This window comes from Caballeronia sp. dw_276 (assembly GCF_018449635.1).
Taxonomy (GTDB): domain Bacteria; phylum Pseudomonadota; class Gammaproteobacteria; order Burkholderiales; family Burkholderiaceae; genus Caballeronia.
In genome coordinates this window covers 385112-400518 of sequence record NZ_JAAVUV010000004.1, presented here as the reverse complement: position 1 = coordinate 400518, position 15407 = coordinate 385112, and the positions used below count along the sequence as shown (strand labels likewise).

Below are 15407 nucleotides of genomic sequence, written 5' to 3'. Positions count from 1 at the left end.
GTCGAAAAACAGAACCCATCGAAATGAAATTGTCGTAGCAGGGTGTCAGATACCTACACCCTGCTACGACACTCGACGAACTCGGATATGTCTTATCGACCGTATATTTTTGGCATCGTCTCCTGAGATGACTTTACCCAGGAGACGCATAGATGTTCACTGTTTCGCCCATCCCCAAAAGCAAGCTGCAAACGCGCTATATCGCACCGTTCGGCCTTACCGTCCTACTCCATCAAGGCAAACCCGGCGAGTCCATCGAATCCTTCTGGATTGGCGGTAGCGAAAGCGAGCCGGGAATCGTTCTTTTCGTTTCCGCGCTCGATGCCGAAATCTACCGGCTTCACGCTTTAACTTTGGGGCAAGAGTGGGTTCGTCATCCTCTTGAGGCTATCGGGTTTCAATACACCGTAGAAACGCTGGGGAAGGCGTGGACTAACCTAGTCTTCGCGTTCAATGCGAACGCACGCGGCGAACTCTTACGGGGTCAGTCGGGTTGCCTGTTACTGCCTCACTACCAGGAATGTTTTGGTCCGCTCGGTCAGCCATCGGCGCCCGTCACGTTCAAGTTCGACGAACGCACATTCGAGACGATGGAAGAACGATGGAATCTAATGGGTGAGCCAGATCACGCGGGCACGATCGCAAAGATGAATGCGCTAGGCACCACCGCCGCCGGCGCTGCGCAACTACAGGGCATTGCGGAAAAGGCGCTCGGCCGGGTCACGATCGGACCCGTCGGCGAACCAATTCACGAGGCAATCGACTACGCGACGTTCAACCCGCACACGTCACGCTGGAGTTACGGGCCGAACGAAGCGCGCCAGATCCTGCATTGACGCGCCTCACCCTTCTCACGCCACTTTGGTCGGCGAGGACATTTTGTGCATCACCTTTCAATAGGAGTATTGCAAAGGAATCCGCACCCCCCGGCCGGACAAATCGGTGAAAACTGTACGTCTGCAAGCGCGGTCTCTTCGCGCTTGCTGCTGGCCGGTACAATGGTACTTTCGACGTGAACCACGTCGGTAGTCGGAACGCCCATTTCAGCAAGAAATTTCACGACGGATTGCGTCCGCCGCATCGCGAGCGCGACAGGATTGCGTTCATCTGGCAAAGCATACCCGTACACAATTGCTTGGCTAGGCAACGGGAGATTCCGCACGTTGATAATGAGTTCAACCAGACGCAGGCGATCACCATTGGTGAGGTCGGCTGAATTTGGCGACATGGTTGCTGACATCTGCAAAGCCAAGCTGCACGCCGCAGCAGATATTGGCGCGAAGCACAGCACCGCGCTAGTCAGCACATAAGACATACCACGCAATGCTGTCAGCATTTGCGATTGCAAGTTCGGGGTTTGTTTGTGCAAGGCGTCGAGTGTTGTATTGAGTATAGGCATGATCAATTGATTTAAACGTGTCGTAGAAATGCGATGCTTCGTGCACGATGGTAAGTTGCTTCGAATCCAGTCTGCCAGCGGATCGATCGGGTAAGTTACAGAAGTTAAGGCTGATCGAAATGGTGTATGTTGCGGTGTCAGGCGCGCACACATGAGCTACTTCGCCGCTCAGGTTTTTCAAGTTCGGCGCGCATCCAGTTGCTTTGTCGGCGGTTGAATTGGACCGAACGAAATTGGTAGGTTTCAAACCAGCCAGAACCGTGCTTAGTCGAGTCAGGCCGCCGACTAACTCGGTTTTGGTCGCATCGTCGCTGGTGCCAAACCATGTCTTCACTCGATCGCGATCTGCATTAGACCAACGTCGCAGTCCGGCAAGCCTCGTTTGAACTTGTTCGTTCGCTTCCGTCGTCAATCTCATAACTTTGTTTCGAAACTCGGCATCCGTCATGTTGGGGCAAATTGGAGGCGCATCGAGATCCAGAAAAATATCCACGTTTGAATCAGGCGTGCGGTTCGTGGTGGCCGTCCCTACTTCTATCCAAGTTCCATCCGGCATAAGCCCCTCTCAGTGTTGAATTTGGATTGTTATTTTTTCCGCGCATGCCGCGTGTATGCGCGCTGTTTGTCCGGTCCGTGATGCCGCTATGAATGACACCGCTCGCAGATTGCACGCGATAGCGAACGCCTGCTAAAGGCTGCCCGGTATATCGATCCTTCAGCGTGAACGCCTGGTCGAAGTGACCGGCGCCATCGCCGAGGTATGCGGGTCCGGCTCGATAGTCATCGACCTTCCCCCGCGATTCGATCATGTCATCGTTTGTTGACGTGTTCTGCATCGTTGAGATCATGCGGGGCGGTTTTGCGCACTTGCAAAGCACGATATCGCCGTCGTGCGCTACCTCAACGCCGCGATACCACGAGCGCCGGGAGCCACCAGCTTTAACGATAGGTCCCGTCTTATTGCATGCGTTGCAGTGAACAGATGCACCGATCAACGCGACTCGATGACCTCGAATGCTGAACGACCCACCTGATGCGGGATCGATGAAGCCCCTGGTTTCTGGCTCGTCGCCGATACACAACAGCAATCGCATCATCGGCGGGTCGCTCCCGCGTGCTGTATCTCTATCACGATATTCGAAGCTTTATCTGTCACGACGCGCACTATCCGACCATTCGCATCGGTTACACCCGTTGTCAGGATCTGCGAGCCGTCTTTGATTCGATATGGAACGTTCGCGATTGGACGTAGAGTATTGCTGTCGCGCAGTCTGATTCCTTCGTCGTAGTGGCGCAAAAACGGAACACCCGTCGGCGTATAGCCTTGGGCTGCCAGTTCTTCGCTGGTGAACGACTGAGACATCGTGCCTTGTGACGCAATCATGCGCGGCGGTGGCCTGCATTTACACAAGCCCCAATCATTCTCAAGGGCGACTTCTTTGCCACCGATAGACAAAGGGTGTCGCGGACCGGTCGCCACGATGTGCCCATCCGACTTGCAAGCCGGGCAATATATCGGTGACCCAACGGTTGCTATCGGCGTTCCGTGATGGGTGCCTAGTTCCGCTCCTTGAACGACGAACGCGCCGCTGGTTGACTTGTCGTAGAGCTTGATAACGAATCGTTTCACTATGTGCACGCCCTTTTTTTCGCAGGAGAAAAGTTAAAAGTGTGAACGTGCTTTTTACGAGTGTGCGTTGGTCATGTCTATCAGACGAGTCTTAGTCAACGGAAAACCGCCCTATCAACGCGCTACCTATCTTCTTCATCGCTGTGTCTCGCGGCGGCCCACCCTGATTCGCTAGTCAGCAGAAAAAAATATTAATGCGAACAGCACGCAGTGATCCAAGCGGGTAGGTTTCGGTCTTTTTGGCGCGCTCTGCGGCATGACTGATTTGGCGAAGCCTGCCGCACCTGCGGTGGCATGACAGGCCATTCTTAGCGGTATGGTCGCTGTCCCACTTGAATCACGGTGAGCTGTATACAGACGAATAAGATGTTTTGGCGTGGCCAATAAAAAACGCCATGCGCGAAGCGCATGGCGTTGGTTGCAGCAGAGAAGTATCTGGAACTATTCGGACCGCAACCGCTGCGCAATACGCGCAAACGCATGCCACTGCTGCGCCCACATGCCCGTTCCGTAGTTGCGGCCGAGTCCCGCCGGCGCCGGCAACTGATCCCGGATTCCAGTTGGCTCGACCGCGCGATTCCACGAAGCCGTCTTGAACAGCATGTCCCACCACGGAAACAGCACGCCGAAATTGCAGCCATAACGCGTACCTTCGTGGCCATAGCCAATCGCGTGATGACGCCGGTGAAACGTGGGACTCACCAGCAGACGATCGAGCAAGGGCACGAATGGCAACCGGGCGTTCACATGCTGAATGCTTTGCAGCACATTGCTGAGCGCCACCAGCACGACGAACTGCGACGGCTCCACGCCAATGAAAAGCGAAACGCCCGCAAAGAACGCCGCCTGGATCATGTCATCGAGAAAATGATTGCGGTCGTCGGCCCATAGCGACATTTGCTGCTGGCTATGATGAACCGCGTGCAATTCCCACCACACGCCAAAGCGATGTTGCCAGCGGTGATACCAGTACCCCGCGAAATCCAGCACGATCAGATAGATCACGAACGACACAACCGGTTGATCGGTCACACCGGGCCACAAGCTGTCTACATCGATATTCGGAATGCCGTGGATCACCATCAGGCTTTGCCAATGATTGAAGACCGGCGTCAGCAGGAAAAAGAACGCAAGGTTGATGATGCCGAGCTTCGCGATCCACGTATAAAAAACGTCTGAACGAACCGCCTTCCTGTCCTGCCATTTTTCGATAGGACGCAGCGCCTCCAGCGGGCGCAGAATAGCGAACGTCGCCAACACTTCCAGCGCGCCGATGATCACCCAATACAGCGCGTCGTAAGTGTCTTCGTCGTAACCCATCAGGCCGACCTTGAAGAAGATCGGCTGGACAACATCGACGTAAAGCAGTGTCTGCAGACTCCCCACCGCGTTGTCGAGTTGCGCGAGAATTTCAGTAACCATCCAGATGCTCTCCTGCCTTGTCAATGAATACGGCGCGTCTCAGTCCGGATTCGGCGCATACACCGGTGCGTGATTGGCAAAGTAAATCCCGTGCGGCGAACGCCCGACGGCGATGGTATCGACAAGCTTGTTAGTGGTCAGATCAATCACGCCAACGTGGCGCGCAAAACGGAATGTGACCCACAAGGTCTTGCGATCCGCGGACAGTTCCATGTCATCCGGTCCGGGCAAAAGACCGGTGATGTCGGCGGTTTTTTGCAGCGTCGTGTAATCGATAATGCTGATCGTGCTCGCCACGCGATTGGTCAGCGCGACATGCTTGCCGTCGTCAAGGTTGCGGAAGTTGTGCGCGCCCTTGCCCGTCTGAATGCGCTTGATGACTTGCTGCTTATGCCAGTCGACCACGGCGACATCGTCTTCGCCGGTCATGCCCACGAGCAACTCCTTGTCGCCCGGCGTCATCCACAATCCCGCCGGCGTATTGCCCACCGGCATCTTCCATTTCACCGTTTGCGTCGCCAGGTCGATGGCTGCAAGTTCGCCAGAGTCCTGCAAGGTAATAAAGACCGTTTTCGCATCCGATGAAAACGTCATGTGGCTAGGCGTTTTTGCAAGCGGAACACGCTTGGCGAGCGTCAAATCGTGGCCGTCGTATTTGTAAATATCGATCCGATCCAGCCGCAAGCCGGCCGTGACGAACCACTTATGGTCAGGAGAAAACCCTAGCTGATACGGATCCTCGATATCTTCCAAGCGCTTTTGCACCTTGCCGCTATGCGGATCGAGAAAGATCAGATCATTCGAAACCGAATCTGCGACGATGAGGGAATTGCCGTCGGGCGTGATCATCAAATGATGCGGTTCTTTCCCCGTAGGCTGCGTGCCGACCACCTTGTGTGCGGCCTCATCGATAAGCGTAAGTTTTGCTTCGCCGGAATCCAGCACGATGACTTTCGAATCCGGAGCGATTGCGGCGAATGCGGCGTTGGAAGCCAGTACGGATACCAGCGCCATCATTGAAAGGTTTCTGAATACAGTTCGACGCATAGTGAAAGGAATTAATTCGAGGGAGGTCCGGGAAGACCAAAATTGTGCTTTGATAGCTCAAAATGACTGCGGATTATTCGCTAAGGACTAAAGATCCTCGCTTAGCGAGCGCAATATTAAGCTATTGAAGCATTGCACGTATGCCGCCGGACGGACCGACAAGCGATCGCCAGCAGCCGCACTTACGCGAACCCTTTATCTCTAACGTATCGAGTCGATTAATGGATGACCGGGCGCGCAAGGAAACTAGCCAGTCCATGAGCGAAAGCACCACGCTTGCCATGCAGGAAGTGCTCGACGGACGCCGTACAGGCTTGGCGGTCCTGCTTCCCTTTGCGGGACCGGCGGTGGTTGTCTCTGTCGCTTACATGGACCCAGGCAATTTCGCGACGAATATTCAGGCCGGGGCGCGCTATGGCTATGGATTATTGTGGGTTGTATTGCTCGCCAACCTGATTGCGATGCTATTCCAGTCACTTTCCGCAAAGCTTGGCATTGTCACCGGGAAGAATTTAGCGGAACTATGCCGGGACAATTTTCCCAAGCCGCTCGTTTATTTAATGTGGGCAGTGAGCGAAGTCGCCGCCATGGCAACCGATCTCGCGGAATTTCTAGGCGGCGCTATCGGGCTTAGCCTGCTGTTTCACATGCCGCTGCTGGTCGGCATGGCGGTGACGGCTGTCATCACTTACGGCCTATTGATGTTCGAGAAAGCGGGATATCGGCCGCTTGAACTGGTTATTGGCGCGCTGGTGGGAATTATCGGTTTGTCTTATCTGGCGGAGCTTTTCATTACGCCTGTCGCGTGGGGACAAGTCGGCTTGCACCTCTTCTCGCCGTCATTGCAGGACGCGCAAGCGGTCACGATTGCAGTCGGCATCATCGGTGCGACGGTCATGCCTCACGCACTGTTCCTGCATTCGGGATTGACGCAGCGGCGCTTGCCTGCGCGCACCGAAGTCGAACGCAAGAAGATCATTCTGTTTTCCAACGTGGAAGTGGTCATTGCCTTGACCATCGCCGGCATGATCAACATTGCGATGGTCATCATGGCATCCGGCGCGTTTCATTCGGGACATCCGGAAGTGGCGGAGATCGAAACGGCTTATCACACGCTTGCGCCGCTTTTGGGGATTGCCGCGGCCGGCATTTTTCTTTTGTCGCTGATCGCGTCGGGTATTTCGAGTTCTGTCGTCGGGACCATGGCCGGGCAGATGATCATGCAAGGTTTTGTCGGATTCCGCATTCCACTTTGGCTGCGCCGCGCATTGACGATGATTCCGAGTTTTGTCGTCGTATGGCTGGGCGTGAACGCGACGCAAGCGCTCGTCATGAGCCAGGTCGTGCTGAGTCTCGCGTTGCCCTTTCCGATGGCCGCGCTCGTCTGGTTTACGTGCAACAAGAAAGTCATGGGCCATTATCAAAATAGAACGCTCGTTAGAGCAGCATCGATTGTTGCAGCCGTCGCCGTGCTGGCGCTCAACATGGTTTTGCTGCTTCAGGCAGCTGGCATAAGCATTCCGGGTCTGCCGGATGCGTGAAGGCTGAAAACCGACGTTGAATGTGCCGATGTAAAGGTGTGTGGTTCACGAAGGTTTTAACCCCGTACGCTCCTCGAACGCGAGAAAATGCCTGTTTTGCAACCCTCTCGCGGAGCACCGAATGTCCGATCTAGCCTCACCGGTATCACGCCGTTTCAGCGTCGATCCCAAGCCGCTCGGCATTGCCGCGCTTCTCATTCTTGCCGGCGCGCTGTATCTCGCGCAAACCGTCAACGGCCGGCAGGCCGCGCTTTATATTGTCGGTGCGCTGCTCGGCGTCACGCTTTATCACGCGGCGTTTGGTTTTACGTCGGCCTGGCGGGTCTTCATTGCCGATGGCCGCGGCGCCGGCCTGCGCGCGCAAATGGTCATGCTCGCGGTCGGCGTTGCGCTGTTCTTCCCGGCGCTTGCAGCCGGCTCGTTGTTCGGCATGCCGGTCACGGGGCTCGTTTCGCCGGCAGGAACGTCGGTTGTCTTTGGTGCGTTCATATTCGGTATCGGCATGCAGCTCGGCGGCGGCTGCGCCTCGGGCACGCTGTACACCGTGGGCGGTGGCAGCACGCGCATGATCGTGACGCTCGTCGCGTTTATCGTCGGCTCGGTTGTCGCCACAGCCCATATGCCGTTCTGGACGGCGTTGCCGTCACTTCAGCCCATTTCGCTTGTCAAGTCGCTCGGCGCGGGTCCCGCGCTCGCGCTCAACTGGGCGGTGTTTGCGGCCATCGCAGGGATCACGGTCGTGATCGAAAAACGGCGGCATGGCCGGCTTGTCGCCGCACATACGCAGCCGCCGCACGCATCGCCTTGGTTGCACGGGCCGTGGCCGCTCGTCGCCGGCGCGATTGCGCTCGCGTTGCTCAACTTCGCCACGCTCGCGCTTTCGGGGCGGCCATGGGGTATCACGTCGGCGTTTGCGTTGTGGGGCGCGAAGGCGGCATCGGCAATTGGGTTCGATGTCGCGAGCTGGCCGTACTGGGCAAGCAAGGCGAACGCCGCCGCGCTCGCCGCGCCGGTTTCGCGCGATGTGACGTCCGTGATGGACATTGGCATTGTGCTCGGCGCGATGATGGCGGCGGGGCTTGCGGGGCGTTATGCGCCAGTATGGCGTTTGCCGTTGCGCTCGCTGATCGCGGCGATCGTCGGCGGACTGCTGCTTGGCTATGGCGCCCGACTCGCTTATGGCTGCAACATCGGCGCCTATTTCAGCGGCATAGTTTCGGGCAGCCTGCACGGCTGGGTGTGGCTCGTTGCGGCGTTTTTCGGCAATGTGGTCGGGACGCGGCTGCGTCCAGCGTTCGGTCTGGCCGTTGAACGGGTGAAGCCTACTGCCTGCTGATTGTCGAACTAAAGGGCCGTCGCGTTTTGCGCTTCGGCCTAAAGTTTTCGCGAAAGTCGCGTCAACGTTTCGACCGGATGCCAGCCGGCTTTTTGCCAGAACGCGCTGGCCGATGCGTTATCCGCGACCACATCCAGATGCACCCATCCAAGGTAATGTTCCCTTAAGCGCTCGATACAAATATCGATCATCTCGCGCGCAACGCCCTGACCACGCGCAACGGGCGCGACCACGACATGCTGCAGGAAACCGCGGCGACCGTCGTGGCTTGCGAGCGCGCAACCGACCAGCGTGTTTGCATCGAACGCTACAACGCTGAGACCGGGGTTCCTTGCCAGCAAGCGGCCGATTCCTTCCCTGCTGTCAGTCACCGGGCGAATGTCCACGCCCGGTGTTTCTCGCCAGAGAGCGATCACCGCATCGTAATCGTCGAGTACCATTTCCCGAATCTGCACGTCCATCGTTCATCCTGCAAAGTGCTGTTTGATTGATTGTCCGGCAGCAGTTTATAAGAACATGCCGCCAAACCTATCGAGCGTTCAAATAGTTTTGGCGATTCTATGATTGGGTTTCTAATCAGACTTGGGGAGATTGACCGTGGTAGAAAACCATCGCAGGACACTGATCAAGGCGGCCGGAGCATTCGGCATCGTTCAGCTTTTGGGGTTGGGGAGCCTGCGCGCCTTTGCCGCCGGCAATGCAATCAGGCCGGGCAGCGGGTCAGCGCTGATCGTGGTGGACGTGCAGAATTGTTTTATCGATGGCGGCACGCTCCCGGTCAAGGGCGGCGCCGATGTCGTCCCTGTAATCAACGCACTCGCCAGCAAGTTCGACAACATCGTGATCACGCAGGACTGGCATACGGCAGGCCATGCGTCGTTTGCGAGCGCGCATCCGGGCAAGAAACCGTTCGAGACGGCGCAGCTTTCTTACGGCACGCAAGTCTTGTGGCCGGATCATTGTGTGCAAGGTACCGATGACGCCGCGCTCGACAAGGACCTCAAGCTGCCGACGGCGCAAGTCATCATCCGCAAGGGTTATCACAAGGACATGGACAGCTATTCCGCGTTTGAGGAAGCCGATCACAAGACCAAGACGGGCTTGTCCGCGTACCTGAAGCAGCGGCACATCGATACCGTTTTCGTGACCGGGCTGGCGACCGATTTCTGCGTCGCGTGGACGGCAATGGACGCCCGCAAGGCGGGCTTCAAGGCGTACGTGATCGAAGACGCGACGCGCGCCATCGACCTCAATGGATCGCTCGCGGCCGCCTGGAAAAGCATGGACCGGGCGGGCGTGAAACGGATTCAGTCAAAGGACGTGGTGTCGGCTTAGGCCGCGATCCGCTTCTCGCGATCCAGCTCGGCAATGCGCTTGCGAATTGCCGGGATGAGCTGTTCGCCGTATGTGATGGCATCGTCCACGGGATCAAAACCGCGGATCAGGAAAGTCGATACGCCGAGCCGGTAATACGCGGCAAGCGAATCCGCGATCTGCCCGGCGGTCCCGACGAGCGCGGTCGAGTTCCAGCGCGCGCCCGTGAGATTCGCGATGCCCATCCACAAGCGTTCATCGAGCACGTCGCCTTGTTGCGCCGCTGCAAGCAAACGCTGCGAGCCGGCATTCTGCGGCGCATGACCGCTTACGGGTTGACCCGTGGCAACGCGTCTTGCACGCACTGCTTCGCGTATGCGCTCGGCTTTCTCCCACGCCTCGGCCTCGGTGTTGCCCACAATGGGACGAAACGAGACGCTGATACGCGGCGACCTGCCATGCAATGCGGCGGCTGCGCGCACGCGGCCGATCTGCTCCCCAATCGATGCGAGCGGTTCGCCCCACGTCATGTACACATCGGAATGACGGCCGGATACCGCGAGCGCCGCCGCGGATGAACCGCCAAAATAGATCGGCACGTGCGGACGCTGCACACCCTTCACAACCGGCGACGCACCTTCGACCCGATAAAACTCGCCCTCGTGATCCACCGGGGTATCCGACAACCAGATGCTGCGCAACACGCTTAGGTATTCATCGGCACGGCGGTAACGCGCGTCGTGATCGAGAAAATCTCCATCTCGATGCAGGTCCGTATCATCGCCGCCCGTGACAATGTTCAGCGCGAGGCGACCTTCGCTGAACGCATCGAGTGTTGCGATCTGCCGCGCGGCCACGGTCGGCGCAATCACGCCCGGCCGGTGCGCAAGCAAAATGCCCAATGTTTGGGTCGCCGCCGCCACGAACGAACTGACGATAAACCCGTCCGCCGCGTTCGTGAAATAGCCGACAAGCACCTTGTCGAAACCCGCCGCTTCATGCACTTGCGCGAAACGGCGCACATACGCGGGCTGCACGGCGTCGCCGCCGGGAACATCGACTTCCGCGCCCGGCGTTGCCGTGACCATGCCGAGGATTTCTACTGGCATTGCTTGGCTTTCCTTATGAAGTGATTACTTCGCGGTATCGCTTGCGACTTTTACGGCACGGCCATTGAAGGCATCCGTGTACGAGCGGTCGAGGATCTTCGCCGTATTGAACGGCTGAGGTATGACGCCGGCCTTGTTCAAAAAATCGGCCGTGTTTTGCGCGTCCAGCGCGGCGGCGTCGTCAATAGGACCAATGCTTTGATGCGCGCTCGACAACCATCGGTATGCCACTTCAGGATCCAGGTTCACGCGTTTGGCCCACAGGTCCGCGTATTCTTTCGGATGGGTATCGACCCATTTACGCGCGATGACGAGGCGGCGCAGAAAGTCATCGATCTCAACGCGTTTTCCGCTTGCCGATTGCTCGGTCGCAGCGACGAAACTCAGCGCGGGCATCAGCCCTTGCGCCGTGATGACCGGCCGCGCGCCCTGCTTCAATGCGAGCGTGCTGACGAAAGGTTCCCACAGCGAGACGGCATCAACGGAACCGTTAGCGAATGCCGTGCTTGCATCCACAGGCATCAGGTACGAGTACTTCACAGAGTCAGCAGGAAGACCTGCATGTTCAAGCGCGCGCAGCACCAGTTGCTGGCTCCACGCACCACGCCACACCGCGACGGTTTTTCCCTTGAGGTCCGCAATGGAGTGCACCGACGAATTTCCCGGCACCACGATTGCGACGCCATCCAGGTTTTGCCGCGAGACCGCCACGACCTTCACCGGCGCGCCACGCGCGGCAAGGGTCAACAAGCCCGAATCGCCGAGAAAACCGAGATCGAGCGCATTGCCGTTGAGACTTTCAGCAATAGGCGCAGCCGCTTGAAAGTGCTTCCACTCGATGCGATAAGGCAGGTCCTTCAAGACGCCGGATGCTTCCATCGACGCCTGGATGTTGTAGTAATTCTGCTCGCCGACGCTCAGTGTCACGAGGTCTTTGGCGTAGGCATGTTGAACGCCGAGCGCGAGCAGCAGCGCACCGGCGATATTCCGGAGTGACATGGAAACCTTTGATGTGGAAGATTGGAAAATGAGCGCGCAGCGGCACCCTATCTGCTCACAATACCGGGATCGAAGTCATGACGGAAATGCATTTTTCTGCTATCGAAAGATGCGTGAGTTGATTAAGGCAACCCGCACATTTGCACTATTTCACGCCGATAGCCTTGAAGAACGTGTAGCAGAACACGCCGTCATCTTCAGTCGTACGATAAAGATCCGCGATGCCGCGGTCGAACACCTCCGGCTCGATCAGCCCGGCGGACAACGCTGCCGCGCGCACCCCTTCGATCATTGCGGTGAAGGTCCTGCGCGTGAATCCATCGGCCAGTTCGGGACGGCTCGCGTCCACATAAACAAACCGCGGCGATACGCGCAGATCGTCAAAACCCGCAGCTGCGAGAAGCGGATAAAGCTGCCTGCCGATCAACGCATTGCCGCCCGCCTGTTGCTGCAACGCGACCTGACTCGCAATCGCCGCACGTGCATCAGCGCTGTCAGGATGAAAAAATGCCGAGCCGTGATCGCCTTCCATGACCGTGATCGTTCCGCCCGGTTTCAGCAGATGTTTAAGGCGCTTCAGCGCCTTGACCGGATCGCGAAGATGTTCCAGCACGAAACAGACGAATACGTGATCGAAGGAATCTGCCTCGAATGGCAACGCAAAGATATCGGCGTGATGGAATTGCACGTTCGTGAGTTGCGCGGCCTCTGCCTTGCGTCTTGCTTCATCAATGGATTGCGCGCTGATATCCACTGATACAAAGCGTGCGTCAGGACTTTGCCGCGCCAGCGTCACCGTCTGCGCTCCCACCCCGCACCCCGCTTCGAGCACGGTCGCGCCGGCGGGATAGATCGTATCGGTGTGCAGCAATTCGGCGAGCGTTCTCGCCTGATCGTGCAGCCGGCTGTTTTCCCGCGACAGATAACCATGTACGTAAGTGCTCATGAAACCAGACCTCCTGTTGATGGTCCGCCTAGTTTCGTTGGCGCGTCAACGCGTGTCTTGAATGTTATTGCGGGGCGATTCAAAGAAGGTCTTTCGCCACGCACCCGGTGTGAACCCGAAGTGCCGCGCGAAGATACGGGTCATATGGCTCTGGTCCGCAAAACCACAGTCGGCCGCTGCTTGGACGAGACTCGCGCCATTGCGGATAAGACCCCGCGCGAGTTCGGCGCGGTGCAGCAACAACCACGCGTGCGGCGGCACGCCGTAAGTTTTTTCGAATCGCCGTAAAACCTGGAACCTGCTTAGATCCACCATCGCCGCGAGGTCGCCGAGTGTGGGTGCCTCAAGCGATTCATCGGCGAGACGATCACGGACACGGCTGACGTCATGAGCGGTTTCACATTCGGTGCGTGCGGTGGAATGAGCGTTCAACAACAGCGTGCACGTTTCAACGAGCGACTCTTCGCACGCCAGTGCAGCCGCACTGTTCGAACCTTGCGTGATATCGAAGTTTTCAATCCGGCAAAGCAGCGTTTTCAATGCAATGCCGAGCCGCGGGTCCTGGATCACCGGGCGCGTCAGCGCGACCATATGCTGATCGCCTGACATCGATGCGAGCGTTTCAGGTTCGAGATAAACCATGCGCCATCTGCGCGAAGCGCCGCCGAGCGGGCGGCCATTGTGAACCTCGCCGGGGTTGGTCGTGATCAAGTCGCCCGCAAACGCATCGACCTGGCCGCAGCCGCTCGCCGAGCTTTGCGCGCCGCTTTGCAGATACCCAAGACCGTAGGTCGCGTGCCAGTGCTTGCCGAAATGACAGGCGCTTTCTATGTCGGTGCAATACACGCCGGTCCACGGAGAACCGACAACTTTGCATGCATGAGCGGGAGGCGCTTTCATGATTTCATGAGATCGAGCAACGCCTCATTGTTCGCCGGGGTCCGGTTCCACACCTTGCGCGAACAACTGCGCGCAGAGGTCCTTGCCGGCATCGGTGAGTGCAACCGCGGGCACGCCTGCATCGCTTGGCGTGGTATCAAGCAAACCCGTATCCGATAACGCCGTGAGTTGCCGGCGCAAGCTGCTCATGGGCAAGCCGGATTGCTTCGATAACTTCGCGAGCGACCATGCCCGCGCGGGGGACTCCTCCGCCGCACGCCACAATTGCGTGAGGATCGCGATCAGCGCCGGATCGATTTCATCGTTCATGCTGTCTCCTGCCGGCCATGCTCGCGGCCAGTTCGCCAAGCGTTTTCAACGCGGCTTCTGTTTGTATGTTCCAAGGATAACTGTAGTTGAGCCGGATGAAGTGGCGAAACGCATCACGCGATGAAAACATCGTCCCGGGACCAATCGTGATGCCGCGATCGAGCGCCGCTTTGTAGAGCTTCATCGAATCGACATTCGACGGTAATTCGACCCATAAAACGTAGCCGCCCATAGGCTCGGAGGTCTGCGTACCGGCCGGGAAAAAGCGCAACACAGTCGCGATCATGAGCCGCGCCTGCTGCCGGTACACACGGCGAACGTGGCGCAAATGATGGTCGTAACCGCCTTGCTTCAAATAATCCGCCACGGCGACTTGGGGCACAGAGGGCGTAGTCAGCGTATTGAGGAATTTGAGTTTCTCGACTTGCCGTAGGTATCGTCCAGGCATTGCCCAGCCGATGCGATAGGACGCCGTCAGGCTCTTCGAAAACGATGCGCAATGCAACACGAGGCCTTTTTGATCGAAATTCTTCAGGGCCGACGGGCGGGCGTCGCCGTAATAAAGCTCCTGGTACACATCGTTTTCTATCACGGGAATTTCGTGCGCCGCGAGCAGCGCGACAAGGCGCTGCTTGTTTGCATCGGACATCACGAAACCCAGTGGATTCTGGAAGTTCGGCATGACCATGCACGCCGCAATCTCATGTTCACCGATGATAATTGCCAGCGCATCGATATCGATGCCCTCGGCCGGATGCGTCGGCACTTCAATGGCGCGCATGCCCATGCGTTCGATGGCATGAAGCATCGCGTAGTAGGTCGGCGATTCGACCGCGACGGTGTCGCCCGGTTTGGCCACGGCCTGCAGGCTCAGGTTGATGGCCTCGGTCGCGCCGACCGTGATCACGATCTCGGCCGGATCCACCGGCACGCCGTTCTCCGCATAACGCCGCGCGATCTGCCGGATCAGTTCGGGATTGCCGGGCGGCAAGTCATCGATCAGGTTCCAGCTTGAATGCCGACGCGCGATGGCGTTCGCCAACTGGTTGATCTTGCGCCACGGAAACAGCGACGGGTCCGGATAGGGCGAACCCAGCGGCGTCGCGTCCTCGGAGCGGATCGAGCGCAACGTCGATAGCACGAGGCGGCTGACATCGACCTTCGATGCCACCGCCGGCGGCTGCGATACAGCGGGCGCATCGCCCTTGGCCGTCGGCATCTCGCGTACGAAATAGCCGGACTGCGGCCGCGTTTCAAGCAGGCCACGGCTTTCCAGCAGCGCGTACGCACGCAGGACCGTCTTGATGCTGACGTCGTACTGCGCGCTCGCCTGACGCACGGACGGCACCCGTTCGCCAACGGCGAACACGCCGCGCCGTATCGATTCCTCTACCTCTTCCGAAAGCTTTTCGTAAAGCATCACGATGCAATCGCCTTAAATGATACGAAATGTCA

The 15407-nt window shown here is 58.0% G+C and carries 17 protein-coding genes; 4 read left to right on the top strand and 13 right to left on the bottom strand.

The features are described from left to right. Positions 1 to 152 precede the first annotated feature (152 nt). Positions 153 to 836 carry a hypothetical protein gene (locus HB633_RS10695; protein WP_213778068.1) on the top strand — a complete coding sequence of 228 codons (684 nt, stop codon included), beginning with the start codon at positions 153 to 155 and terminating at the stop codon, positions 834 to 836. A gap of 50 nt (positions 837 to 886) precedes the next feature. Here the strand turns inward: HB633_RS10695 and HB633_RS10690 are convergent, their stop codons facing one another. The 6 genes from HB633_RS10690 to HB633_RS10665 all read right to left on the bottom strand — a co-directional run bounded on the left by HB633_RS10690 (position 887) and on the right by HB633_RS10665 (position 5468). Beyond that, entirely contained in the window at positions 887 to 1336 is a 450-nt protein-coding gene (locus HB633_RS10690) for a hypothetical protein (protein ID WP_213778067.1), read from the bottom strand. Then, positions 1296 to 1955 (bottom strand): M35 family metallo-endopeptidase, encoded by a 660-nt coding sequence (locus HB633_RS10685; protein ID WP_213778066.1) that lies wholly within the window; start codon positions 1953 to 1955, stop codon positions 1296 to 1298. Before HB633_RS10685 ends, HB633_RS10690 begins: the two co-directional genes overlap by 41 nt. Then, on the bottom strand, positions 1900 to 2496 hold the full coding sequence (locus HB633_RS10680) for a PAAR domain-containing protein (protein WP_213778065.1): 597 nt from the start codon (positions 2494 to 2496) through the stop codon (positions 1900 to 1902). The genes HB633_RS10685 and HB633_RS10680 overlap by 56 nt, the downstream gene beginning before the upstream one ends. Further along, the gene (locus HB633_RS10675) at positions 2493 to 3029 is read right to left on the bottom strand and encodes a PAAR domain-containing protein (protein ID WP_213778064.1); all 537 of its coding nucleotides are present in this window, start codon (positions 3027 to 3029) and stop codon (positions 2493 to 2495) included. The genes HB633_RS10680 and HB633_RS10675 overlap by 4 nt, the downstream gene beginning before the upstream one ends. A gap of 441 nt (positions 3030 to 3470) precedes the next feature. Then, the gene (locus HB633_RS10670) at positions 3471 to 4451 is read right to left on the bottom strand and encodes a sterol desaturase family protein (protein WP_213778063.1); all 981 of its coding nucleotides are present in this window, start codon (positions 4449 to 4451) and stop codon (positions 3471 to 3473) included. A gap of 39 nt (positions 4452 to 4490) precedes the next feature. Further along, complete coding sequence (locus HB633_RS10665) at positions 4491 to 5468, bottom strand: beta-propeller fold lactonase family protein (RefSeq protein ID WP_255580855.1); 978 nt, start codon at positions 5466 to 5468, stop codon at positions 4491 to 4493. A gap of 287 nt (positions 5469 to 5755) precedes the next feature. On the opposite strand from HB633_RS10665, the gene HB633_RS10660 reads away from it, so the two are divergent. Together HB633_RS10660 and HB633_RS10655 are read left to right on the top strand one after the other, a co-directional pair. Then, positions 5756 to 7039, top strand: coding sequence for an Nramp family divalent metal transporter (locus tag HB633_RS10660; RefSeq protein ID WP_255580854.1), 1284 nt, complete (start codon positions 5756 to 5758; stop codon positions 7037 to 7039). A gap of 121 nt (positions 7040 to 7160) precedes the next feature. Further along, positions 7161 to 8375, top strand: a complete 1215-nt coding sequence (locus HB633_RS10655) for a YeeE/YedE family protein (protein WP_213778060.1) — start codon at positions 7161 to 7163, stop codon at positions 8373 to 8375. Between the two features lie 38 nt (positions 8376 to 8413). Here the strand turns inward: HB633_RS10655 and HB633_RS10650 are convergent, their stop codons facing one another. Continuing rightward, positions 8414 to 8836, bottom strand: coding sequence for a GNAT family N-acetyltransferase (locus HB633_RS10650; RefSeq protein ID WP_213778059.1), 423 nt, complete (start codon positions 8834 to 8836; stop codon positions 8414 to 8416). Positions 8837 to 9041: 205 nt separating this feature from the next. Here HB633_RS10650 and pncA point away from each other — a divergent pair, with 205 nt between their 5' ends. Further along, positions 9042 to 9710 (top strand): bifunctional nicotinamidase/pyrazinamidase, encoded by a 669-nt coding sequence (gene pncA, locus HB633_RS10645; RefSeq protein ID WP_255580876.1) that lies wholly within the window; start codon positions 9042 to 9044, stop codon positions 9708 to 9710. Here pncA and HB633_RS10640 read toward each other — a convergent pair. From HB633_RS10640 to HB633_RS10615, 6 genes are all read right to left on the bottom strand, one after another. Further along, a complete protein-coding gene (locus HB633_RS10640) occupies positions 9707 to 10798 on the bottom strand; it encodes an LLM class flavin-dependent oxidoreductase (RefSeq protein WP_213778057.1) in 1092 nt (363 codons plus the stop codon). The genes pncA and HB633_RS10640 overlap by 4 nt on opposite strands. 24 nt (positions 10799 to 10822) lie before the next feature. Beyond that, a complete protein-coding gene (locus HB633_RS10635; protein ID WP_213778056.1) occupies positions 10823 to 11797 on the bottom strand; it encodes an ABC transporter substrate-binding protein in 975 nt (324 codons plus the stop codon). Positions 11798 to 11942: 145 nt separating this feature from the next. Next, positions 11943 to 12743 carry a methyltransferase domain-containing protein gene (locus HB633_RS10630; protein ID WP_213778055.1) on the bottom strand — a complete coding sequence of 267 codons (801 nt, stop codon included), beginning with the start codon at positions 12741 to 12743 and terminating at the stop codon, positions 11943 to 11945. 45 nt (positions 12744 to 12788) lie between these two features. Continuing rightward, complete coding sequence (locus tag HB633_RS10625; RefSeq protein ID WP_213778054.1) at positions 12789 to 13643, bottom strand: AraC family transcriptional regulator; 855 nt, start codon at positions 13641 to 13643, stop codon at positions 12789 to 12791. Between the two features lie 24 nt (positions 13644 to 13667). Next, a complete protein-coding gene (locus HB633_RS10620; protein ID WP_213778053.1) occupies positions 13668 to 13952 on the bottom strand; it encodes a helix-turn-helix domain-containing protein in 285 nt (94 codons plus the stop codon). After that, positions 13942 to 15375, bottom strand: coding sequence for an aminotransferase class I/II-fold pyridoxal phosphate-dependent enzyme (locus tag HB633_RS10615; RefSeq protein ID WP_213778052.1), 1434 nt, complete (start codon positions 15373 to 15375; stop codon positions 13942 to 13944). The genes HB633_RS10620 and HB633_RS10615 overlap by 11 nt, the downstream gene beginning before the upstream one ends. Positions 15376 to 15407 lie beyond the last annotated feature (32 nt).